This is a genomic window from Veillonella sp. 3310, from assembly GCF_003999875.1.
GTDB lineage: Bacteria > Bacillota > Negativicutes > Veillonellales > Veillonellaceae > F0422.
Map to the genome: position 1 here is coordinate 139,868 of NZ_RQVJ01000003.1, position 25,264 is coordinate 165,131.

The following is a 25,264-nucleotide window of genomic DNA, read 5'->3' on the forward strand; positions in this document are numbered from 1 at the left end:
ATCATAAAGATACCTCTATTTTATTTACCCTATTGAATTGCACACAATGTATTATACTACACGATACACACAAATGATACACCAGTAGTGACCGCCTATAGACTCAAGTACAATAGAATAACTATAGTTACACTCTACCATGCCAGCAGGTGGACTATATCAAATAGTATAAATCAAATATATAAAATCTATAAAATAGAAATCATGTGAACTATACTCATGATAGTCAATAGGCTAGTATGGTAGATTGGTTCACATTGATATTACTATAGATTGTAACAGCAGGGGAAACGATAGGAGCAATCAACGTGATAGGGTCAATAGGCTATGCGGTAGGTTATTAACTATCTGTTGTGGTCGCTGGGTTGGTGTCGTTGGGTTGTTACTGCTTGGGGTTTGGCTTGAGGATAATAGTTTTCCATTGCTGTTATTGGCTACCACTCTGAAATACTTTAGTACACTAAAGAATTAAAGAACTAAAGAAAACTGTTATTGCAAATAGGGTTTTCTAATCATTAGAAATACTAATAGATATATAAGTTTTGCTTATCCAGTCTTTGGCGCTGGTATCGTATCGTTTATTCTCAAGATTATAACTTATTGATAATCTAGTAAATATAATAACATTGTATTGACTACAGTAGGGCGGTGGGGGTATGCCTTGGATACCCTATAGGGGTATACCGTGGGTAATAAATCGACAATCCAAAATATGTTCATATGAGCATGCGGCGGCGGTATTATTCACGCTCCATCCTCAAGCCCCATCCACTAGTCAAAACATACCGTTACAATCCATTCGACCACCCTACAGACTAATCACTAGCCACATCAAATAGATTTACTATCACTTGGATATAACATCACCCCGTTATTTGCATACTACAGCCGTTTATAACTATCGTATATCGTAAGCAGTAATAATCAATAGGGGTATACGGTGGACGTATCAATAGTCTATCACGTGGGTATATCATGTAGTTTGTCAGTATAGATAACTGATAGATAGATATACTGTAGCTGGAAACTGGTGGCGTTTGTCTGTTGATAACACTATAGTATCACAAGTCTTTAGCAGGTATCAATCTATTAGAAGCTGGGTGAGTTCACTTCTAATGAATACTGAAAGATAACCTAACGCGGGTATCTATTCGTATACCCATATGACAGTACATTTTAAGTATGTATCATAGGGGTATATCGTTGAATGTACAATATTGAGTGATGACCCCCTATCTTGTTTTACATATGACAAAATCAGAATGAAAAATATGGGTATGTTTTTGTCTGTTGATAGTCTAAATAAATGGTAGTCAGATAATGCACTCTATAGGGGTATATCGTTCGACTAGTCAAAGTAAAAACAGGGGTATATTTTAGTCACGAAAAAATACAGAGATGTGGGTATATTTCTGATTTTCAAGTCAAGATTTTCTGTATGTGTTTTTCTAAAGAATATAGTCAGATTTAGGTTAAAAACATCTTAATATTATACAATTCGTGTAAAAATAAGATAAAAATCAATACTTTATCAAACTTTTTGTTGACGTTTTTAAGCTTTTTTACACTATATATGAGAGATATGAGAGATAACTATAGATTACAACAAAGTGATGAACCTGTAACAGATAACCTACAACAGTTCACTTGACATACTATAAGAATTGACTTGAAAAGTCATTCAGTGAAACTGAATCAAAACTAAAGGTTAAGAAACAATAAGATATAAAACTATAGATAAGTAACATATAGATATAACATTGAAGATAATCTATAGATGAATCTATAGATATGAAACCTATAGATAAAACTAAAAGATGTAACCTATAGATACATCGTAGAGATAGAATCTATAGATTACACCTTTAGCTGGTCTTTAGATTGTAATTACTAGATAGCCTATAACAGTTTACCTTGACTTGCTCCTATATGATATATCTATAGATAGTCATAGAGACTGTATCACGACAAAGCCTATAGACTGTATCTATATGGTACATTTACATATAAGATAATCTACAATAGTATGCTTTGACTTGGAAACTATAGATTGTATCTATATGATAGCCTAGTATAGAAACTCATAGATAACATAGGATAGTCCAGAGCAGAAGAATACCCAAAACCAAATCATTTCATTGCCTGTACCATCATCCCAAGTGGCTTCATCACTAATAGCCAATAGGATGGCAAAAAATGAGTACACAAAACATAAAATAGGCGCAATGATAAGTCCTTTTTCAACAATCATATAGATTCCAGCCAATGCAACAAATACAGCATGTGGAATCACCATGATTCTAAAGCTAAAGGAATACATCAAGACTGCATAGGCAGCATGAATCAGCAAGATACCAAACATATAAATTTTCCTCCTTTATGTGAAAATAGACCCTGTGAAATTCAGCAGGGTCATTTTTACGTTATAACGCCATTTTACCGTACACGGTATCATTCATAACATCTTCTGTTATGCCAATGTATCTGAGTGTATGTGATTCGCTAGAATGATTCAAGGCTTCCATGATATAGGCAATAGGTACTTTGAGTACATTATAGGCGTAATATCCAAATGTTTTACGCATTGTATGTGTACCAATGTCATCAACACCAGCTTTTTTGCCAGCAGTTTTGATAATCTTGTAAGCCTGTGCATAGCTTAACGGTTCACCAGTCTTTGACGGGAATAACCATTCGCCTTTACAGTACATTTCAATATACTCAAGCAATTCACTATAGAACGAATCAGATAACTGGAAACGTTTGATTTTCCCTGTTTTTTGTTCTTGTAATTCTATTGTACGTTTAATATCAGATACTTTCAAGTCTAAGATGTCACTGATACGTAGACCAGTGTTAAGTCCTAAGCGGAATAACATCTTGTTACGGATACCGCCTAGATTGTCGATAACTTGATTTAATTTATCTTTGTCTTTAATTGGTTGTACTGTTTTCATTGCATGTCTCCTTTAATAAATAACTTTACGTAAATTATAACAGAATTTATTATAAAATGTCAATACTAAAAGGAGTGAATATATTGTCAAAACTAAATGTAGAAGAAATAAAACCTATTAAGGTTCATCTGCACGATACTAGACCTATTTCTATTATTGATAAATATGGACTAGGAGACTATATCCGCCAATTGCGTGCCAAAGGGTTGTCGTATCTAAGCATTGCAAAAGAAATCAATAAACAACCCGAAATGAAAGGCAAGCCAATAGCACCACAGATTGTATCAAGCTGGGGTAAAGCCAACATCGAAGAACAAATGAGCGTAAACAAACGTGATGAAATAATCAATACGTATAACGAAAACAAGCGGTTATTGACTGCAGTAGAAAACCAAATGACGCTACTAGAAGTATTTCTTGATGATTTGTCGCAAGAGGTATTAGTCGCCAATGATGTTGCCACATTGTATAAACGTATGCAAGAACTCAATAAGGACTACGAGAAATATATCAATCGTAAGCAGTCTATATTGCAACAAATCCAGCTGTTACAAGATAAAGTATATAATCTACAGACTTTATCAGAGATTGTGCAAGAAGTGTTAGAAACAGTAAGACGTATTAGTCCCGATATATACGAGGAAGTAGTATCTGACATGAAAAGCAATAAAGTATTACTATCAGCGTATGAGAAAGTCATGGATTTTGAGACAAAATATACTGTATAGAAATATAGTTCAACGCAACAATCCACATCAGATTAAGTATTTAAAATGGCATTTTTAGAAACTTAATTAAGACTAAGTTTTAAAATATTAAATTTACAGACTTATTATAGGATTCCTATCAATCTATATAAAAATTTTTGTATTTTTTAAAACTTTTGGTTGACAAAATAAGACTTTTTTACATTATATATGAAAAGCATAGAAAGTAGGTGAATGAGTGGCAAATATTTTAGAAGATGTGTTAGGTACAACCATAAAGCAAAAGCGACAAACAAAGTTAGTCGATGAAGTAACAAACAGAGATAAAGGGGCAAATGATTTTCAATTTTTTGCCACGCATTACTTTCCACATATATTTTCAGCCCCCTTATGTAATTTTCACATCGACATGTTTAAAGACGTAGAAAACATGATATTAAACTTTGACGGATTACATAATAAATTTGTCAGAGGAGCACCACGTGGTCATGGTAAGTCACGTATTATATCAGTAGCAGCAGTTCTATGGATTATATGCTATGGATACAGGCGAAATATCATGCTGATAGCAGATACATCCAGCCAATCCAAAGAATACATTCAGACTATCAAAGCAGAATTAGAAGATAACGTAGAACTGAAAAAAGACTTTGGTATTTTAGTAGGTGACGAAAAATGGCGAGAGGATGAAATCATTACAGGAAATGACATACACGTGATTTCAAAATCGAGTGGACAGTCCTTACGTGGTTCATCGTACAAGAACATTAGACCAGAGGTTGTAATACTTGACGATTTAGAGAATGACGAAAACGTTGAAACAGAATCACAACGTCAAAAGCTGTATAACTGGTTCATGAAAGTATTAATGCCTATTGGCAATCCACGCACAGTATTTCTATACGTTGGGTCAGTACTACATTATGAATCACTGTTATATAAAGTACTAACAGAATCCAAATACAACGATTGGTCACGCAGGTTATATCGTGCTGTAGACCAATTCTCCAGCAGTCCACTATGGGATGAGTGGCGAGATATATTTAATGACTTATCGAGAGATAATCCTTCGGATGAAGCCTACCAGTTCTTTTGTGATAATGCAGATGAAATGATGAAAGACGTTGAAATAATGTGGAGCGGTAGAGACTACTCTTTATTTGCTAATCAGAAAATATCTCACGATGAACGCATGGAGAAAAGCCGTAGAAGCTGGTACTACAAATTAATGGTACTCAAATTGCAAGACGATGACGCATTTAACAGTGAGTATCAAAACAATCCTATGACAGAGGATAGCCGTATATTTAAAGAAGAATGGATAAAGAGGAACTACTATGAAACACTACCACAGCTTAAAGAGATATATGGAAGTGTTGACGTATCTATGGGTAAAAGCCGTACAGGTGACACATCCGCAATCATATTTGTTGGTCGGGGTGTGGATAATTTCTTGTATATCCTAGAAGCAGACATATGTAGACGTTCACCCGACATAATCATTCGTGACTTAATCGGCTATTTGGACAAATATAGCGGTCGAATCACAGGCTTTATAGTCGAAGAGAACGTATTCCAAGAGTTCTTTTCTAAGACATTACAAGAGACGTGTAGAAACATGGGCTTGTATGTAAACTGGATAAGCGCTAGAAGTAGCACAGGTGATTCAAAACCGTTGCGTATCCGAAGTTTAGCACCAAAGATACAACAAGGCTATTTAAAATTTAATCAAGGACAAACAGTCCTAATACAACAATTGAAAAACTTTCCAAAAGACCATGATGATGGTCCTGACGCACTAGAACGATGTATCAATCAAATGATTAATACAAAGTCTAGTGTTTTTTTTACGAGTACAGCAGTTAAGAAACAAGATATGTTTAATCAAATGATAAGGGGGTGGAGAAGATAAACGTATTCAAGCGAATGTATCTATGGGCGACATCGTTCGTAAAACGTGATACAGTACAATCCATTCCTCTAGGGTACTTTGGCAGTGGTAGCGGTACAAGATATTTCACTACAGCTATGAAACGCAGTTTATCGTTCGATGAACTCAGAGCCTTATCCAAAACTCCACTTGCTAGAAGTGCAATCAACCAAATTCGAGAGGGTATCTTAAATCTACCGTATGAAATCGTATCAGTAGATGGCAAGGTACATAAAAAAGAGATAGAACTTGTAAGAAATATTATACAGAATCCGAACTGTATCGATGACTATGAACAGTTTATCGGTAAGCTAATCGATGACTTGTTAGTCTTAGACCAAGCAACTTTTGAAAAGAAATTAGTTAAGAATAATCCACAGCCGTTACACTTGTTTACTATCGACTCAAAAACAATCGAACTAGTAGAAAACTGGAGTGGAAATCCAAAAGAATATCGATATGCACAGGCACTAGAGACAGGTCAGAAAGCATTCTATACAGGTGAAAAAGTCGCAATGATTCAACGTACGAATTTTACATACGATGATTTTGGACATTCGCCAATGCAGACAGCATACAATCATATTCGTTATCTAGTGGACATCCAAGAGTATGCAAGCGAAATCACTGGCAACGGTATGCCTAAGTACTTATTAGTCATGAGTGAAGCCGTAGGTCAAGAAGAGTTAGATAGATTAAGAGCATACATCGAGAACTCTTTACAAGGGTCTACTACTCTAGGCGTTATTTCGGGGAAAGACGTTCAGTCGGTACAAACGAGTCCTATCGGAGATGAAGCTACATGCTTATCGTGGCAGAAAATGTTAATCCAAATCATTGCAACGGCGTTTAACATTCCACCAGAAAAACTAGGTAGTGCAATATCAAACGATAGAAGTACTACAGCAGAAAAAGATAGCGACATGCTAGAGTACACTATCAAACCGTGGTCTAAGGTAATCGAACGTGCGATTAACAAACACGTGATTGATACGTTGGGATTATCTAACAAGATTGAGTTTAGATACATTTATACACCGACAGCTAGTCAACAGACAGCGACAGTAGACCGTGTGAAAAAGCTAGTCGATAGCGACATGATAACTTTCAATGAAGCACGATTGTTACTCAGCGGTGTTGTATCTATCGAGTTGCCGCCAATCGAACAAGGTGACTTGAGATTGTCAGAATATAAAAACGAATTGGCAACAAGTCTAGCGGTAACACAACAGCAAGCACAGATTGACTCCACTACAGAAAATGTAGTTGATGATAAATCTTTAGAGAAAGGAGAGAAAAGCGATGAGCAAGAAACAGACGATAACCCTACAGGCTAGTGGAAATGATTTTACAGTCAAAACTGAAAGCCACTCTAATAAGATGAAATTCACGGCTACAGTTATGTATTTAGACCAATACAGTGACGGCGTACCAGATGGAAGTGTATGGGAAAAAATTCTGTTAGAAAAGTCAGAATGTGAGAAATCACTAGAAACAATGAATCTTATGGGTATTAATTGCGTGTGGGATGAGTGGGGAAAAGCAAATTGGCAATTTGATGGTCATGACCCTAGAAACAAAATAGGTGTTGTTGAAAATACATACATCGAGGGAAATGAACTCAAGATAGACGGAATTATTTATAAGCGAGACTTTTCAGACATTTCTCAATTCATTAGGAACACAATGGAATCTATGGGATTTTCTATTGAGGCGTCATTTAACGATTGGGAGGAAACTGAAGAGGGCTTAATCATCCGTGATGTCGAATTTACGGGTGTTAGTATGTTATTTAAAAATTGTGCTGCCTACAGTGATACATATATTGAAACACTTAGTGCAAGCAAGAAAGATAAGGAGATTATGACACAAGAAGAACGCAATACTTTTATGGAAGAAGTAACAAACTCTATTATGGCAAAAATTAATGAAGTACAAGAACAAGAAAAACAAGCAAGTGAGTTAGAAGCACTCAAAGCACAAATCGAAACATTGCAAGCCAGCAACAAAGCCTTAGAAGAGGAAAACAACAGCTTAAAAGCTAATGCGAAAACAGTTGAAGCAAAATCCAAAGAAGAACCTTCTAAAGAAAAAGAAGAAGAACCTAAAGAGGATGTAAAAGCTAGTACAGTAACAAGTGACTTAAAAACTAAAGCAAAATTTGTAGAAGCGTCAAATGTTAAGTATGACAATTATGGCGCAATGATTAATGCATTCATTAAATCTATTAACGGTTAATTACAGGAGAATAAAACAATGGCAGTAAAAAATACAAGATTCGTAAATGCTGGAACAGTAGCAGATTATAACCAAGGTCACTATGTCGAGTTACCTAAATTCCAAGAAGGTATGTTGGATTTGGTTGACCGTCGAGTGACAATTTTAAACCGTATCCAACCAGTACCAGCGACAGGACACCCTACACGTTATTGGGAACAAACTAAATTTGCTAAAAATGCAAAATTTGTGAATCCACGTAACGGTGGTACAAATGGAAACTATGGTGTAGATACACTTGATGAAGATTATGGACGTGTTGAAAAGTCCGCAATGTTGAAAGCCTTGACATCTGAAATTAAGTTTACATTATTCGATTCTGAACTTGTAAAACAACAAGGCGTTATGGAAGCATTACTTGACAAAGACATGAAAGATATGATTGTTGACTTACGCCGTACGCAAAATAATTCCATTTGGAACGGTGCAGCTACAGATTTAAACTCTAATGATTCCGCAGAATATGTTGGTTTAAAAACGCAAATCAAAAAAGAACGTCAAGTTGCTAAACCTGTAAAATTGAATGAAGCATTGACCCCTGACATGCAATATGTAGCAGATGAAATCATCTCTCAAATTGCGTTACAAGAATCTGACTTAGATTTTGACGCATATCCTACAGCATTGTATGCCAATCCACAAACGATTGATTATATCATTAAATCCGAAGCTAAACGTGAAAACCGTCAAATCTGTAGTCCAGATGAGCGTGCAGAATTAGGTGTTGGCTTTAAAGTGTACACTATCCGCACATCTCAAGGTGACTTGCCTTTAATTTCTGACCCTTTTATTAAGTTAGAAGATGGTACTGGTGGTAAGAAAAAACATACTGTATACGCAGTCAATGAAAAACTTATTGAACGTCACTACTTGACTTCATCCGAGCCACGTATCTTTAAAATGGGTTTAAACAAAACTTTAGTGGATGACTATGTAGCGGTTCAATTCGATACAATTATTGCTAAAGGTGCAGAAGCTGGCGCACACTTCAAAGTATCCTTTGAACTTTAATCAGCGGTATAGACAGAGGGTGAGTAATCACCCTCTTTTAATTTGAGGTATATATGGAAAAAGTAAAAGCTAAATTAAAAAACAAGCACGTTACAACATTGTCTTTTGCAAATGTTGCTTTTGACGTTGTTGATGGAATGGTTGAGATTCCAGCTAAGTATATTACAGATGAGTTTAAACATCTTTTTGAAGAAGTCCTTGAGAAAGAAGCAAAAGCAGAAACTGTAGAGGAAACAAAAGAGGAATCCACAGAAGAACCAAAAGAAGAAGCTAAGGGCAAAAAGAAAGAAAAGGAGTAGTCAATGGCACAGTCGATGTATTTGACAGAAAATGAGATGATTGCCTATTGTGAAGCAGTACCAGTTACCGTGAGTCAAGTTCGATTCGCTTCATCTATGATTGACGCATACATCGGACTAGTTGACGGAAAATCAAAGTTTGGAGTTCATGTAGGCACAGAAACCGTAAGGTTTAATCGTAAGGGTATCGGGAGAATCAAGCGAAGTCCTATCATAGGAATTACTAAAGCAATAGTCAGCGGAAGTGGTCACTTCGGAATGACAGAATTTGAAATAGATAGTCGATTGCTTTCTTACGATGAACTAGGGTATGTATACGCACCGAATGTATCGGGTTGCTTTAATTCTGTTATAAGCGGTGTAACAACACCTAAAGAGATTACAATTCACTATCTATACGGATATGAAGAAATACCAGAGCCTATTAAGGTGGCGTGTGCAATGATTGCGATGAATATAGCACAAAGCGCAACATTCTTAAATCTTGACTCCATGACTACACTTGACGCACGATTCTCTTTATCAGACCCTAGTGTAATTACTAGCGAGATTAGACGGTTATTATCGGGGTACAGGCTATGAGTGTACGTATCGGAAGTAAGTTTAGTGCAACAGCTATGTTCGCAAGATATAGAACTATATGTCACTGTGAGAATAAAGATGATGAATTTATCATGTTTACACGTATCGGACGTGGCACAAAACGATTCCTTATTAATAATGTGTTGTGGGGGTTAATGGATACAGATTCTGCATTTGATGTGGGAGATGTTATTACAGACGATAACGGTACAATGTATTTCCTAGTGGCAAAAACAAACTCAATGCAGGGTGACAAAGGAGAGTTCTATAAAACAAATTGTACGATAGATATTGTAGACGTCAAAAAGAATTATAACGAATATGGTGAACAGCTAGACAATAGCGAGATAACACGATATAAAGACTATCCAGTAGTTTATGAGGATGTATCAGCACATATGCACCTATTCGATTATGGACTTTTGCCAACAACAACAAGGCGGTTCATCGTACCGAGTTGTACTGTAGTCGATGTAGGCGACAGAATAGTTCTTAATGGCGAAAACAGCCGTGTTGATAGTATCAATAAGTCAGACTTTCAACCGTTCTTATACCTACAGTGTTCAAAAGACAACAGGGTGTAGTCTATGAATATGGTAGAGATTGAATCTATTGTAAAACAGTACGTTGAGGTACTCAATCAACGAATATCTCAAAAGTGGGCGGAAGTAGACCAGGGAATTTTTACAGAACGAAATATATCGGTAAATTATTTAAGCGACAGTGAATCTATAGAGGTAAAACTTGAGTATGGTGGCATGGGTGCATTTATCATAGAATACGGCAGTGGTTCAGCTATGGTAACACATACAGCAGATACACTAGGTAGCTATGGCAACCCAGCATATTCGCACTATATCGGAAGTGAAACATTTAATACTGATAGGCTATCAAAGGGAAATGCATTCTTAGGGCGTGAACAAGGTGGTACAGTATATACTCCTACAGGTGCAAGGTATCAATCAACAGGTCGGATGAAAGGTATCAATTTAGAAAAACATAGTAATCCATACAAACCACAGCTACCTATGCACATTATTGAAACAGAAATTATCCATTGGAAAGACGAATTAGGGCAAGCATTGGATAAGGCAATCAAAGAATCTATAGAGATAAGTATTCTAGGTGCATTCATGGGGGATATATGAAACACAGTGTTGAATTAAAAAGCGAACTATTTCTACTGTTTAAACAAGATAAAGCAATTAGAGAACTCTTAGGAATCACAGCTTTATCAACGGTAGAGGAAATCAATAAGAAAATCAAAAGAGTGTTGGGTAGTGATGATTTAGTTGATGAAACAACACCTTTGTTTTTTGTTTACGCATTTATTCCAAGTGTAAGTAACACAAAGAATTATAAAGTCAATCAGTTTACACTTGAGTTTAGAATATACGGTAGATTACAAAGTAAAATAGATAAGCTGTATTTAGCAATCAAAGATTGTTTATATCAAAATTATGAAGATATGACTATTTTCTCCGAGGGAAGTATATCAACGGGGAATCAAAATTTATATGCATATATGTTTAGAACAAGACCTCTAGTAAGGTCATAAGGAGCAACAAATGGCAGAAGCAAAAGGTAAGAAATTCGTACTTAACGGTGTAGGTGAAGCAGTCATGACACGTGTTGTGGATGGCAAATATGAAACAATCACCCTAGGTACATTACAAGACATGAAATTGTCTTTCAGCGCGAGTGAAGAGGATGTATTTGGTGGAGACTCCCCTGTACCAATCTATATCATTCCTAAAGAACAAAAAGTAAACGTATCCTTTACGGAAGCGCAATTCAATCTTGATTACTTAGGTGTGACGAATGGTGCTAAGTTATCCAAAGGTGGAGAATTGATTTTTTCCGTAGCACCAAAACTTGTAAGCGGTCAAACGTACAATATCGAGGGCAAAACAACAGTCATTCCTAAAACAGTACGAGTGACTATTTCTGATGATTTAAGTGGTGCAATCAACGCACAATCTTTAAAATTGAAAACAGACGGTGAACCATCTACAGGCGAGTTTACTATTACAAGTGCTGGTGCAGTCAAGTTTGGTGATACACTAGATAACAAATATGTTACGATTAGTGGAATGTACACATCTACAGACGCACGTACAGCAACAGTAACAACAGCGAGCGTACCGCAATATGTTGAGTTGCGTCACGTATCTCATCCTGTAGAAATGGGTGATGGTACAAAAGTTCGCATTCATACTGTAATCTACAAAGCACGAGCAACAGGTAAACTTGACATTGACCATAAACGTCAAGCAGCACATGCGCCACAGTTAGAATTTTCTGTAGTATACGATACTACACGTACTGACGGTGCAATTATGCAAATGGCACAAGAAATCATTGCAGTTTAATACGGAAGGGGGTGGGCGGAAGTCTACCCCCTTATTTTTATTATAAAGAGAGGTCAAACTTATGACAGATAACGATACACTAATACCGCAAGAGATATACGTGGGAATTGACGGGAAAGAATACCGAATATACCCTATGAAATTAAAAGACTATCCACGAGTAGATAGATTGTTTTCAAAAATAGATGACATGTATTTGTTCTTAAATCTACCTACTATTAGAGAAGATAAAGACGGTAATCCAATGCTTAATGACAATGGAAAACCAATGCTTAACTTTACAGCTTACAATGCAATGTGTGAACTGTTTGAATTAGCACTACATATTGATAGAAAGCGTGTAATGGAAATTGTAGATGTATCCAATGGAGTTGAGATATTGGATAAATTTAGAGGAATTAGTGGTTTAAAAAAAAAGATACAGACAGACCTAGCGAAGCAGACAGTGGGTTTAATCATGTAATAGCAAGCCTTGTTCAGCATACGAGCGAAACACGTCAATCAATCATGGAGTATACAATTCCACAGCTAGAAGCATTATCCATAGCACTGGCGGAGAACAACGAAATGGATGACGATAAGAAAGAAAAATCGAAAGAAAAACCGTTTAATGATAACGATTCGATGAGTGGCGTTGACGCAATCAACGGTTTAAAAGCTATGGGGATGATTTAAGGAGAGATATATGGCAGGAGATAACATTAAGTATTCTGTATCGGTCGCAACAGGTGGTGCAAAGAAAAATGTAGACGACCTTATTGCAAGTATTGGGAACTTATACAAAGCTATTGACACAATACAGAAAAAAGGCGGTAAACTTTTAAGTATAGATGCAGACAGTAGTTCTATTGACACCCTAACCAACAAGATTGCAAAAATGCAAGAAGAGATTAATGCTGTTAACGGTGTATTTAAAGAAACACTAGCTGTAAAACAAGAATTAGGCAAAAAGCTGAATGGTGAGTTCAATAAGGAAATAAAAGAATTAGCAGATGACTCTACTAAGGCTGCCAAAGAAATTGCGAAAATTAAGGATGAAATTAACAAAACACAGCAAGACGGAGTTGGCAGTAAAAACAACGGTCACTTACCAAGAACAAAAGATAGTTACGAGGTACTTGATAGAGCAAGACGATTAGGTGAGTTACGAAAAGCCATGGAAGAAAACTATAACGAAAATTATGGGAAAAACATGGACTTGTACAGAAGTAAGGCAAAAGCTATCAGTAGCGAGTTTACTAAGGTAAAACAAGAAATTCGAGAAATTGAATCTTATACAAAAGAAGCCTTTTCGTGGACAAAATTGTGGGAAGAAACAACAAAAGACATTTCCGCTCGATTAGCATGGTTTACTACTAGGGGGATTGCATGGTTCGGTCTTAGTCAGATAACTAGTGCAATAGGTGCTGTGAGAGACATCGAGGTAGGGATGGCAAGTTTTTCACAGGTAATGGCACATGGGGAGCAAAACGTCAACTTATTCAAGAAAGCACTAGCAGATATTACACCAGAGGATTTGTCCAAAGGCTTAAATACATCGGTTGAAAACGGTGAGCACTTTGTCGAAACATTACACAAAATGCAAGACGCACTGATTGATTTGTCCGTTAAGTATGGGGCAACAAGCCAAGAAGCTATTGAATCAGCAACGTTGTGGGGTCGAGCATATAAAGACAACGAAACAGTCTTAACGTTAACTCAACAAGCGACTAAGCTAGCTATAGCGGATAACTTTAGTATTGTACAGTCGAATAAAGCCTTAGAATCTTCTATCATGCAATGGGGATACCACATTCAAAACGCCGCTCAAGCACAGGCGGTATCTAACATGATGATTGATTCGTGGACAGCTTTGTCACACAACTACACTGTTAGTGCTAACACATTGGTAGAAGCCAACAGGCGTATGGCGCAGTCAGCCAAAGAAGTGGGAGTCTCATTCCATTCAGCACAAGCATTAATATCCGTCATGGCACGTAAAACAATGGCAGAAGGTGGAGAGATTGGTAACGCCTTGAAATCTATCTTTGGTTCGATTCATTCTGATAAAGCCATCGGTGAGTTAGAACGAATTGGCGTTCAAGTTTATAAAATCGGTGAGAGTGGTAAGAAAGAGTTTAGAGCTGTAGACGATGTTCTTGTTGATTTGATGATTCATGCACAAACCACGAATGAAAACATGGAAGAATTGCTTAAAGGTATATCGGGCGGTAAATTCCAATGGAATAAAGCTGGTGCAATGCTTGATTTGAAGGAATATCTAACAGCCTTAGAAATCTCTACATCTTCACGTGGATTCGGCGAACAACAGGTTGCTATGCAGTTGGATACGATTGACAAAAAACTTAAATCTATCACTGCACAGCTTGAAAAAATGACTAGCGGACACCATGGGATGGCTACAATTTTTAAAGGGGCTCTTGATATTATTCTTTGGCTATTACAAACTATTGATAAGATTCATCCAGCTGTATCACTGCTTATTCTCACACTACCAGTTAGTGGAAAGATGTTCACTAAACTAGCCGTAGAGGGTCAAGCGGCGCTTACGAAACTATCTAGCAAATTTACAGAGTTGATAACTAAAGTTAGAGCATTTACGTTATCAATGAGAGGTGCTAGTAACGCAACATCTGCAATGGGGGCAACGGCAACAACAAGCGTAGGGGCAGTCGGACGTGCTGTATCAGCGCTTGAAAAGGCACACTGGATTTTAGCAGCTATTGGTGTAGCTTATCAGTTGTATCAATCTTACGTTGGTTCAGCCAACGAAAAAGAAGCGGAGCACATCGATACTTTAAACAAAGAGATTGAGGTTTACGATGAACAGCTTAGACGTATGGAAGAATCCTATCCGTTAATCGAACGAATGACTAACACATACAACAGTCTATCTGAGAAACGCAAGGGATACGTTGAGGGTTCTGCAGAAGAGATTGCCATCACAAAAGAAATGGACAAAGCAAGAAAAATCCTTGTAAATACCGTTGGTGAGGAAGAGGCGGCAATTCTAACCACAGGTCAAGCAACTAGAGATGACATCGAAAAGGTGCAACAAAAGTATAGAGATAAGGAAGATACGATTCGCAAGGCAGAAGCACAGGCAAAAGAACATATCGATGACGCAGCTGCACAAATTAAAAAACATACAAGTGACGTTATTGCATGGATAAACAACGAGGAAACAAAGTGGTGGGATTTAATCTTTGCAATAATGAACTATATGACATGGGCAGAGGCAGCAATGCATATATCAGACAATCTACAGTTGAGTATGGCGAAGTCAAACCTTGCCAAGTTAGAATCAGATAAAGCAAATTATGGTGCAGAATCAGACAGTCTAGCGTCAGATAGTCTACAGTCATTAGGAATAGCAGGCACTGATATTGACACTAAAATCAGTCAAGAAAAGGCAACCATTGCACAATTGGAAGAAAAAGTCAACAGTCGAATGGAGAATTTAAAATCTTCCGCTGTCGCTAAAGAGATGGAGAAAATCAATACAATGAGAGGTGCTATTTCAAGCAGTACTCCAGACTCAACACGTTCAGAAGTACCTACAGGCGGTGACGATGGAAAACACCACGGCGGTGGACATCACAAAGAGGAAGACCCCGAAAAGAAAGAAGCCAAAGCATTAAAAGAGAGATACGAAGCCTACAGAAAGTCTTTAGAGCTTACATCTAAAGACACTGAACAAAAGTACAAAAGAGCATTAGATGATGTATCTGATAAAGAAAAACTGCATGGTGAAACTGTACAATCAATGACAGAAAAACTAGAGATACATCGGAAGCAATACGATAGTCTAAAGAAATCTCTTAACGATTATACATACGCTTATAATACGTATTTAGCTGGCGAATTTACAGATACAGATAAACAAAAGATAAAAGATTCTCTAGGTGTTACTTTGGAAGAGTATTCTAAGCTAACTCCACTTATGAAACAAGAAAAACTGTTACACCTTGAAAAAGAGTCCAACAAAGTATTGTATGAAAAGCTAGATAATATCAATAAGATTTCAGAAGAGATGGATAAACTGAATGACAAAATCAAACGAGACACAACTGAACTAGAGGTAATGAAGCGTAAGATTGAAGATACAGATTATAACAAGAAGAAAGAAATCAACGATACTAAAAAGGCTTTGTCAGATGAGGAAATGAAATACGTTTATGAAAATTCAGAGGATAAACATAAACGTGAGATTCAGTTCTTAGAAACGGAAGTACAGTTAGAACGTGATAAACTTGAGTTGATGAAACAACGTGGTTCAAATTCAGATGAATTATTAAAGCAAGAGTTAGCACTCAAGAAAGTAGAAAATGCTGCCAAAAACTATGCGAAAACATTACAGAAAGACGTTCGACAATCAGCTAGAGATGTATTCAAAGATATTGTCATGGAAAGTAAATCTATCAAAGACGTTTGGAAGAAACTATGGAAAGGCTTAGCAGATGACGCACTGAACGCACTATTTAGAATAGGCGAAGGAGCAACAAGTCCACTAGGTAAGCTATTAAACTTAGGTGGTTTATTTGGCGGTGGTGGCGGGTCTAAATATGCTATGACTACCTTTAGAAGTGGTGGTGCAGGGTGGACTAAATTCTTAGGACATGAAAACGGCGGTATTGTAGATGAGGACGCAATCTATCGTGCTGGTGAACATGGAAAAAAAGAAATGGTAATTCCACTAGATTCTAATTCGCCAAGAAGTCGAATGTTATTAAAACAAACGGCTAGCCACTTAGGTGTATCTGCAGATGGTCGAGGTGTTCAGCCAGTGTTTAAAAACAAGGATGTAGCAAGCGGTAAAACAGCTAGTCAAATCAGCAGACAAACAAAATCGATGAGTAAGCTAGAATCACTAACAGAAAGCATGGTAAACATTCTGACATTCATGGCGAATAACCAGCAGAATGCAAGCGGTGGTCAAGCTACTATTATGCAACCAGTGATTACTAAACAAACGATGACAGACGCAGAATTTGCAAGAATGTACCAAAAGTTAGGAGCACAGGGTAAATTGAACGGTAGACGATAAATAGAATATGTATAAAAACCGTGGTTGACAAAATCACGGTTTTTTACATTATATGTAGAGGTATTAATATGAACGAAAAGATATACGGATTAATTGGATTACAGTATGGATTTTCTAAAGATAAAAATCATTGTGTTGATTTGTGTAGAAAATTCTATGCGTTACACGATTGGAAAGAAGATTTTAGAGACGGTAAAGATGACCCCGAAACATTAGAAGAATTTAATAAACATCATAAGTTAAGATTACTTAGATATTTACTGAAAAACTTTGACAAGGTTAGAGATACATATGCATTAGAATATGGAGACGTAGTTATTTTTGACGTATTAGGGGATTTACATTGTGGAGTCTTTATCGGTAACGGCGACATTATAGCAATGGAAGTACCATGTGGTGAGGGTAGTCGCAGTGCAGTCTACAAATATAAATTTTGGAAACAGGCGTTCTTATGTGCATTCAGACGTAGAGGTGTAACGAATGATTAAATATAAGATATTTCCATTGCCTTATCGTTTTCAAACGGTAGTAGGCGTATCATTCGCAACAAGAGAGGTAGTCTTTGAAAGCCAAAAGAAACAAGTACAACAGCTATCTATCAATCCTATTGAAGATTGGCAGATTGATGTGGCAGGTGATGCCGATGACTATATTAAATTGGATAAATTCTTTAAAGAAATGGGTGGCAATACGCGCCCGTTTATTTTTTTTGATGAAGCGAATCGTCCACGGTTGGTACGCTTTAGTAGTAATAAACTCACGGTAACAGCTAAGCGTGAGTGGAAACATAATAATGTAACCAATGGCAAAATCGTTGGATTTACAGGCAGTCTTGCTTTAGAGACAGTGATTGATACATTCGATGGAGTAAATCCAAACGATGTATACGGCAGTCGATATAAAGAATGGTGGAAAGTGCAACTAGGAGATAAATACATAGATGATTAATTTACCAGTTAAGATGAAAGAACAGACTGAAAGCGGTAGTGTATTTACTATCGAACTATATGAAGTTTACATGCCTAACACTGTTCTTAGATTTTGTGCGTGTGACGAAAACATAGAATATAACGGTCAGACTTATCTAGCCGTACCAGTCCAACGTGGTGAAATCTCAAAGAATGTTGACTTGACGGCAGATACATGCGAGTTATCCGTATCGAATACTACTGATTATTTCACGCAGTTATTATTCAGTGGAATCAACTTTATTGGGTCTAAAGTTTACATCTATCAGATTTTATACCCCGATGCACTAACAGATGTAAATAATATCCGTTTGTTATTCTATGGCATTGTAGATACTCCAGAGCTAACATCAGACGGTGTATTCAAAGTGCAAGTAACAAATGATATGCCTCTTGCTACAGGTGGTCGGAAAATGCACTTGCCATGCAATGCAACGTTTGGAGATTCTATTTGTGGAATTAAGCCTAAGACGCTCACAGGTAGTATTGTTGAAATAGTAGAAAATACATCTATTCGACTAAGTTCACTACAAGATAGTGCAACAGCATATAAAGATTGGTTGCATGGTATTCTAGTAATTAATGGCGAAGGTAGATATATTACAAACGTAAAATCTAATGGGTGGATAGAGGTTGAATATCCATTTTTACAAAATATTGAGCACGCAAAATTTGAGATGATACAAGGTTGTGATAAAACACAATCAGACTGTAGTCGATATGATAACCGCAGAAGATATAGCGGATTCCCATCCGTACCATATGAATACGAAATTAAAACATAAAGGAGTGAACTAATTGGGTAAACGTAGAGGTGGCAAAAGCAAGGTTGGCAAGTTTATATCCCTAGGTCTTGCCATTGCAGGTGCATTCGCTCCACAGATTTTTGGACTTGCGAAAGTAGCAAATGGTGCATTCAAGGCAGCACTATATGGCTTATCTTTGGGGTCTACTATTGGTTCAGTATTCGATAAGCCTAAAGACTTCGGAACAACAACGCAAGGTGCTTTTGACGCCAAGATGAACAGGGTAGACGGAACAGCAATGTTACCTATTATCTATGGAACGCAAAAGGCTGGAGGAATGCAGACCTATCACAGAACGAATTATAATGGACGTGTATTGTATAAGCATGTACTAGTATGTGAGGGTGAAATTCAAGGCGTAAGGGGTGTAGCCGTCAACAGTTATCTTTGCCCTTATACAATAGAGAATTATGGAAAGACAAATACTCCACAGGTATTTGGACTAAAGAATACTCTATATGAGGACGCAACTGTGCAAGTAGTTGACGCTGGTAAAGCTATGCGTTCTAGTGTAGGGAAAGCACTAAAAAAAGATGAAGAATCTGCAGATAAAAACAAACCAAAGTTAAGTGACTACGCACGAGGAAAAGAAGGAGTAGGTCACAAATACATTGAGGGAGAATCTAAAGAGCAAGCAATCGAACGATACAACAAAGACTTATCTGCATGGGAATCCAACAGTAGAGCCTATCGAGAAAAACGTAGAAAGTACCTTGAATCCATCAACAAATATAAAGATATGCGAACAGGAAACGATAAAGTTCTTGTATTGTATGCGAACGGCGAGTATGACGCAGTGTTGTTGCAACATCCGTCAGATATGCGAGAGGATAAAGCAAATGAAATGTTTACATCATTTGCTGGTGTATATCAATACATTATTGGCGACAGCGTAGAGAATACAATCAAGGAACATGGTTGGGAATTAGTAAACCCAGTAAATTGCCAAGACGCACCCGAAAAGTTGCAAACAATGGGTGAAACTAGTGCATACAACCGAACGGTCTACTGTTCTTTATCTAGCGACATGATTGCTAGAGATTCGCACTTTACAGTACATCTAGGGGATGAGAATCAATCAGCACCAAACAACTACATGGCAGTCGGTGGTTATCCGTCAATGGCTTATGTAGATGGTAGTATTAAATGGACAGAAGAAGTAGGTAGTGGCAATCCTACTGTAACAATGCTTGTTGACGGTCGAACGTTATATGACCCACGTATTAAAGGTACTAGATTTTCTAAGAATCCAGCTTTAGTACTTATGGACTATATGACAAATCCAGTATATGGTGCAGGGCAGTATATCACTAAAGAAATGTTAGACATGGACTCTTTCATTGATGTTGCTAGCTATTGTGATGAACTAGTATATTATGAAAATCAATTTGGACATGTGGTAAAAGAGCCACGGTATGAGATTGACTTAGTATTACAGGAAAGACGTTCTCACTTAGACAACATCAAAGATATATTGCGTTGTTTTGCTGGATTCATTGTGTTTTCAAACGATAAGATATGCTTGCGTGTGGAACGTAATCAAACTCCAGTGTATCACTTCGACAAAGATAATATCGTTGAGAAAAGTCTTGCGTATAAAGGTGCTGGTATAGACCAGTCGCCTAATAAACTACTGATAACCTATGTAGAGCCAGCGCTAGATTATAACGCAGTACGTGTTATCGTTGAGGATTCAGTCAATCAGTTGCCACCACCAATTGGTAGAGGTCGAGCGGTAGAACAAGAGATACAGCTAGCGGGAGTCGCAAGACAATCTCAAGCACTTAGACTAGGGAAAATCTACAGAGATATTATTCGTCTTTGTCCTATCACGGTGACTTTTAAAACAGGTGCTATGGCAATGCATTTAGAGCCGGGTGACATTATCACAATTACTAAAACATTCATTGATGAAAATGGCGTAGAACAAAACATCTTTGATAGATTCCAATGTAGAATCATTGAGATTCGTGAGGAGCACGGCACATATGAAATCACAGCACGACAATACAATCCGTCAATCTATGATGACAAACACGGCGCAACATTGAAACCATTAGATGTATTAGCATACAATAAGCCTGTTAAATTAACTCCGACAGACGTTGAGAGAGTACCATATGCTCAAGCAGATGTACGGTTCGTGCAATCTACAGTTGGAGTAGGACGTTATGATTTGATAATCTCATGGCAAATACCAGACGGCAATTATGCTAAAGGTAGACTATCGTATAAAGCTAAAGATGTTAATACTGAATGGGTACTAGCTGGAGACTTTGAAACTGTAGGCACTATCTATAATGTAATGTATGGTAAATCGTATGATATAAAAATCGAAACGGTGGACTCTAAAGGCATTGTACATGAAGAAGCAGTCACAAAGATGAGCGACATTCTGATTACCAACAATACGGCACAGCCTAGCAATGTGACTAACTTTAGATTAGAAGCTACAGACAAAATAACAGCAAGTTGGGATTCGCCTAATGACGCAACGCAAGTTATGTACTATGAACTACGTACAGATGATAAAGTCAGCAACGATGGTGATGGCTTGATTACACGTACAGTATCTAACAAAACTGAAATATCACTCAAAGATAGAACAGGTAAGATATATGTATACGTGAGAAATCTCTTAGGAACATATTCTAGTGGATACATTCATTCATATGATTTTCCTAAGTTAGAAGCACCACGGCTTGAAAGTCAAAAAGATATATTAGGCGGTGTATCCTTGCAGTTTAATGTTAAGCCAGCTAAAGCTAAAGAATTGCACATCAAAGTGGGTGACGCATTGTATATTTCACAGACTAATCAGTATAACTTTATGGGTAGTGCTGGAATCTACGATATGACATTTTGTTGGGTAGACTACTTCGGAGAATGTACAGAGAGTGGTAACACTAGGATTACTGTTCAAGCGAATATACCGCAAGCATATCTAACTGAACAGGCGAATGCAATTAAAAGTGTTGAAACAAAAATCAAAGAGATTGAAAGTATTAGAAGTAAAATTGACGGAATTGACGGCAGATTTACTTCATTCGATAGCAAGTTGGGTGCTTTACAGGCGAACTATAATACTACAGCTACATGGGCTACACAAACGCATAAGAGAGTAAATCAAGCAATTGCAGATTTATCTAAAATAGATAATAAGATAGCGACAGCTATCACTAGCAAAACGGGTGAAATCTCAAGCAAGGTTGTTCAGCTAGAGGGGTTAATTAATCAAAAAGTAGAAGATGTTAAAAGTGGAGTATCTACTCAAATCAGTCAATTGAGTGATACCGTCAATACATCGGTAACGAACAAACTAAAAGGACTGGAATCACATCTAACCCAAACGGACAATGCTATTACAAGAGCAATTGCAGATAGTAAAAGTTACACTAACTCACAAGTAACACAATTATCAAATGCTATTGACAGTAAAGTCGCAAATGCTAACAGCGGTCTAAGCACTAGAATTACACAATTAGAGGGTAGTATCGATTCAAAAGTAGCCAATGCGAATCAAAACATTAGTTCACAAATCACACAGCTAACCAATAACATAGACTTAAAGGTGCAAAACGGGATTAATTCTCTCAGTGGAGATACTCTTGTTAGTCGTATTAATTTATCATCAAGTGGTACACGGATTGACGGCAAGCTACTACACGTAACAGGTCAAGCATTATTTGATGATAACATCATAACAAGCAAAATGTTGCAAGCCAAGGCGGTAACGGCAGATAAAATCAAAGTAGATACCCTTAGCGCTATTAGTGCGAATGTTGGGGAACTAAAAGGTGGAACAATCATAGGAACTACTCTAAAGAATGAAAACGGTACGTTTAGTGTATCGGCGACTGGTGATATATCGGGGGCAAAAATCAACGGCAGTACTATTACAGGTACAACGATACAAAACGCCAGTGGCACATTTAGTGTATCAAGCGAGGGTGTAATCAAAGGGGCAACGATAGATGCTCAATCGTTTAGGAAATCGGGATTTGAGATTACGGCAATAAAACAAGAATTATATGTTGTTGCAGATGAAGCGTTGATTCCAGCTCCAGATGGATATAATAGAGAGGATTGTATATATATTCCATTAAGATTGCTGAATCTTAAACAATTGCTTAGTTATAGAAGTTGGGGTCAATCACTTTCGTCAACACAGAGAGATTTAAAAGATAAATTCTATCGAAATTTCAAAGCAATTGATGACATGAGATTTGTCGGCATCGGGAGTGGGATGACTAAAGGGGTTGATAAACAAAAATCCGATGTAATCGAAGATTTAAGGTTTGGAATAGATAAAAATTATAATGTAATTGCCAAAAAGACGACAGAGGAAAATGGACACAATAAAAATGGTAGCTATACTTACTATAACCTTTACTATGGATACATAGAAGTCTTATGCCTTGCATTTAAGAAATAACAAGGAGAATAAACTATGCATTATATATTCGATAGCACAGGCTCTTGCGTTATCACCTCTCAATCACCAATCGAACCAATCGAGGGATACACTCACGTGGAAAGCACAGAAGTATATAACCCATGGGAAATACGGCTAGTGGATGGTGCAATCGTCAAGCAAGAGCCAAAAGAAGAGCCGCCAAATACTCATACAGAAGAATCTACAGATAAGCAAGATGAACCCGCAGAAGTAATTACACCTACGGTAGAGGAACTTGCGAAAAGTGTAGCTGGTCTGTATGGTATATTGGCAGAAATAGCGCCTAAAGAGGAGTCCGAAGAAGATACAGCGGATGAATCTACAGGTAAAGAAACAAAAGAAAGCGAGGGTTAATATGAGTAAAATTCACGCAGTTTATGATTATGTAAAAGGAGTTTACAAGATGAAAGTACAAGAGTTTATGATTCCAATCTATGGATACTTAGTATCTACAGGTGCTTATGCACTCACAAAGGCAGACCGTAAAGAGAGTCAAAAAGTAATTCCAAAGGCTTATATCGAAGCTGTAGCAACATGGATAGCTAAAAAGATGGAAGAGCGTCATAAAGAGGATGACTAAAGCAAGTATATAGTTTTTAGGGTGTATAAAAACTTTTTAGAAAAATTTTAAACAAAAGTGTTGACTTTAAAGAAATAACATGCTAATATGTAACCATAAGGAACAAACCTTAGAAATTAAATCTTGAGATGTCATCCAAAGTGGAAAGACAGAAAGGAGAATCAGCATGAATCTTAAATATTGGAAATATCGTAGTGGTTTTATAATACATACCAATCTTTAGAAATAATCAGAAAGAGAGGTAACATGAAGCGAACAATCCATACGTCAACAAAACTTGACGAATATATCGAACAGATGAAGCAACAGGGCAAATCACCCTCTACCGTAGTCAATGAACTGTTCGATGAGTACGTCAAAATGAAAAACAAAGAAATAATAGCTAGGAGTGGTAATCAGTAGATTATCACTCTTTTTGTTATGCGTTAAAGGGGGATACAGTGGAATTACTAACAATGGTATCGCTCGTAGTAACAGTAGTTGCAGCAGTAGGCGGCATGATTATTACAGCTTTTAAAGTTGCAATCATTTCCCCTTTATCTAAGGAGATTAGTCAAGCGACAAAGGCGAACGAGAATACTAACAAACTAATCGAAAACATCTCAAATGAACTCACAAAGATTAGGGAACATCAAACAGTGCAAGAACTAAAGATTGCAACACTTGAAACTCACATCGAGTATCTCAGAAACAAGGGGGCAGATAGAATGTTGGGAACAACAGGGGGTCTTTAGAATGAATCGTATAGTAAAAATCAAAGATGATATGACACCTATCAGACATGACTTTAGGATTTATAAAGGTGAAGATTCAGTCATGAAGATACGCGTACCAGTAGAATATACTTTAGGCGACAATCTAAAAGCATATCTTAGACGGAATGAACGCAGTGATAAGGTGCTTGCGAAAATGACATTAGCACCACGCAAGGAAGTAGAATCTATCGTTTTAAATTCATACAAAGATAGAAAGCTAAGTGAGGATAATCCGAATGAAGTAGTCGAAGTAGATATAGTCAATTCAATAGATGTGCAAGTGGTCGATATGATACTGACCGCAGAAGATTCTAACAAGCTAGTCACTAATATGTATCAAAAGTCATTTCACTATGATGTATTTAGTGGATGTGACTGCATTGCATATGGGGAGATAGATGTTATCGGAGCAGTATCTAACCGTGAGGAGTATAACGATTTAGATAACGTTGCTGATACATCAAACAGAGAGTTTACAGATTTTTTAGTACTTTATAAATTGGAGAGAGGTAACTAA

Annotated in this window: 24 protein-coding genes; 22 read left to right on the forward strand and 2 right to left on the reverse strand. The window is 37.0% G+C overall.

What is annotated here, in order from left to right; all coding sequences use genetic code 11:
* Positions 1–2,068: 2,068 nt before the first annotated feature.
* Both EO127_RS05810 and EO127_RS05815 read right to left on the reverse strand, forming a co-directional pair.
* Positions 2,069–2,362, reverse strand: coding sequence for a hypothetical protein (locus tag EO127_RS05810; protein ID WP_127448521.1), 294 nt, complete (start codon positions 2,360–2,362; stop codon positions 2,069–2,071).
* A 61-nt stretch (positions 2,363–2,423) separates the two neighbouring features.
* Complete coding sequence (locus EO127_RS05815) at positions 2,424–2,957, reverse strand: tyrosine-type recombinase/integrase (RefSeq protein ID WP_127448523.1); 534 nt, start codon at positions 2,955–2,957, stop codon at positions 2,424–2,426.
* 83 nt (positions 2,958–3,040) lie between these two features.
* Here EO127_RS05815 and EO127_RS05820 point away from each other — a divergent pair, with 83 nt between their 5' ends.
* The 22 genes from EO127_RS05820 (at position 3,041) to EO127_RS05920 (ending at position 25,264) form a co-directional block, all read left to right on the forward strand.
* Positions 3,041–3,685, forward strand: a complete 645-nt coding sequence (locus tag EO127_RS05820) for a hypothetical protein (protein WP_127448525.1) — start codon at positions 3,041–3,043, stop codon at positions 3,683–3,685.
* Positions 3,686–3,902: 217 nt separating this feature from the next.
* Positions 3,903–5,576 (forward strand): phage terminase large subunit, encoded by a 1,674-nt coding sequence (gene terL / locus EO127_RS05825; RefSeq protein ID WP_127448527.1) that lies wholly within the window; start codon positions 3,903–3,905, stop codon positions 5,574–5,576.
* Positions 5,564–6,931: a phage portal protein gene (locus tag EO127_RS05830; RefSeq protein WP_164742305.1), complete on the forward strand. Its 1,368-nt coding sequence runs from the start codon at positions 5,564–5,566 to the stop codon at positions 6,929–6,931. The genes terL and EO127_RS05830 overlap by 13 nt, the downstream gene beginning before the upstream one ends.
* The gene (locus tag EO127_RS05835) at positions 6,897–7,832 is read left to right on the forward strand and encodes a hypothetical protein (RefSeq protein ID WP_127448532.1); all 936 of its coding nucleotides are present in this window, start codon (positions 6,897–6,899) and stop codon (positions 7,830–7,832) included. The genes EO127_RS05830 and EO127_RS05835 overlap by 35 nt, the downstream gene beginning before the upstream one ends.
* Before the next feature lie 18 nt (positions 7,833–7,850).
* On the forward strand, positions 7,851–8,882 hold the full coding sequence (locus tag EO127_RS05840) for a hypothetical protein (RefSeq protein ID WP_127448533.1): 1,032 nt from the start codon (positions 7,851–7,853) through the stop codon (positions 8,880–8,882).
* A gap of 53 nt (positions 8,883–8,935) precedes the next feature.
* Entirely contained in the window at positions 8,936–9,181 is a 246-nt protein-coding gene (locus tag EO127_RS05845; RefSeq protein WP_127448535.1) for a hypothetical protein, read from the forward strand.
* Between the two features lie 3 nt (positions 9,182–9,184).
* The gene (locus EO127_RS05850; protein ID WP_127448537.1) at positions 9,185–9,763 is read left to right on the forward strand and encodes a hypothetical protein; all 579 of its coding nucleotides are present in this window, start codon (positions 9,185–9,187) and stop codon (positions 9,761–9,763) included.
* Positions 9,760–10,347 carry a hypothetical protein gene (locus EO127_RS05855; protein ID WP_127448539.1) on the forward strand — a complete coding sequence of 196 codons (588 nt, stop codon included), beginning with the start codon at positions 9,760–9,762 and terminating at the stop codon, positions 10,345–10,347. Before EO127_RS05850 ends, EO127_RS05855 begins: the two co-directional genes overlap by 4 nt.
* A 3-nt stretch (positions 10,348–10,350) precedes the next feature.
* Positions 10,351–10,911 carry a hypothetical protein gene (locus EO127_RS05860; protein ID WP_127448540.1) on the forward strand — a complete coding sequence of 187 codons (561 nt, stop codon included), beginning with the start codon at positions 10,351–10,353 and terminating at the stop codon, positions 10,909–10,911.
* On the forward strand, positions 10,908–11,321 hold the full coding sequence (locus tag EO127_RS05865) for a hypothetical protein (protein WP_127448541.1): 414 nt from the start codon (positions 10,908–10,910) through the stop codon (positions 11,319–11,321). The genes EO127_RS05860 and EO127_RS05865 overlap by 4 nt, the downstream gene beginning before the upstream one ends.
* A gap of 10 nt (positions 11,322–11,331) precedes the next feature.
* On the forward strand, positions 11,332–12,135 hold the full coding sequence (locus tag EO127_RS05870) for a hypothetical protein (RefSeq protein WP_127448542.1): 804 nt from the start codon (positions 11,332–11,334) through the stop codon (positions 12,133–12,135).
* A 61-nt stretch (positions 12,136–12,196) separates the two neighbouring features.
* Positions 12,197–12,598 (forward strand): hypothetical protein, encoded by a 402-nt coding sequence (locus tag EO127_RS05875; protein ID WP_127448543.1) that lies wholly within the window; start codon positions 12,197–12,199, stop codon positions 12,596–12,598.
* Between the two features lie 44 nt (positions 12,599–12,642).
* Positions 12,643–12,810, forward strand: a complete 168-nt coding sequence (locus EO127_RS08740; RefSeq protein WP_164742306.1) for a hypothetical protein — start codon at positions 12,643–12,645, stop codon at positions 12,808–12,810.
* A gap of 10 nt (positions 12,811–12,820) precedes the next feature.
* The gene (locus EO127_RS05880; protein ID WP_127448544.1) at positions 12,821–17,182 is read left to right on the forward strand and encodes a phage tail tape measure protein; all 4,362 of its coding nucleotides are present in this window, start codon (positions 12,821–12,823) and stop codon (positions 17,180–17,182) included.
* A gap of 68 nt (positions 17,183–17,250) precedes the next feature.
* Positions 17,251–17,670, forward strand: a complete 420-nt coding sequence (locus EO127_RS05885; RefSeq protein WP_127448545.1) for a hypothetical protein — start codon at positions 17,251–17,253, stop codon at positions 17,668–17,670.
* Positions 17,663–18,130 (forward strand): hypothetical protein, encoded by a 468-nt coding sequence (locus tag EO127_RS05890; RefSeq protein WP_127448546.1) that lies wholly within the window; start codon positions 17,663–17,665, stop codon positions 18,128–18,130. The genes EO127_RS05885 and EO127_RS05890 overlap by 8 nt, the downstream gene beginning before the upstream one ends.
* Positions 18,123–18,935, forward strand: coding sequence for a phage BR0599 family protein (locus EO127_RS05895; RefSeq protein ID WP_127448547.1), 813 nt, complete (start codon positions 18,123–18,125; stop codon positions 18,933–18,935). Before EO127_RS05890 ends, EO127_RS05895 begins: the two co-directional genes overlap by 8 nt.
* Positions 18,936–18,948: 13 nt before the next feature.
* Positions 18,949–23,391: a phage tail protein gene (locus EO127_RS08845; protein ID WP_127448548.1), complete on the forward strand. Its 4,443-nt coding sequence runs from the start codon at positions 18,949–18,951 to the stop codon at positions 23,389–23,391.
* A 15-nt stretch (positions 23,392–23,406) separates the two neighbouring features.
* Positions 23,407–23,766 carry a hypothetical protein gene (locus EO127_RS05905; protein WP_127448549.1) on the forward strand — a complete coding sequence of 120 codons (360 nt, stop codon included), beginning with the start codon at positions 23,407–23,409 and terminating at the stop codon, positions 23,764–23,766.
* Between the two features lies 1 nt (position 23,767).
* Positions 23,768–23,992, forward strand: coding sequence for a CD1375 family protein (locus tag EO127_RS05910; RefSeq protein ID WP_127448550.1), 225 nt, complete (start codon positions 23,768–23,770; stop codon positions 23,990–23,992).
* A gap of 440 nt (positions 23,993–24,432) precedes the next feature.
* Positions 24,433–24,726, forward strand: a complete 294-nt coding sequence (locus tag EO127_RS05915) for a hypothetical protein (RefSeq protein ID WP_127448551.1) — start codon at positions 24,433–24,435, stop codon at positions 24,724–24,726.
* 1 nt (position 24,727) lies between these two features.
* Positions 24,728–25,264, forward strand: coding sequence for a hypothetical protein (locus tag EO127_RS05920; RefSeq protein WP_127448552.1), 537 nt, complete (start codon positions 24,728–24,730; stop codon positions 25,262–25,264).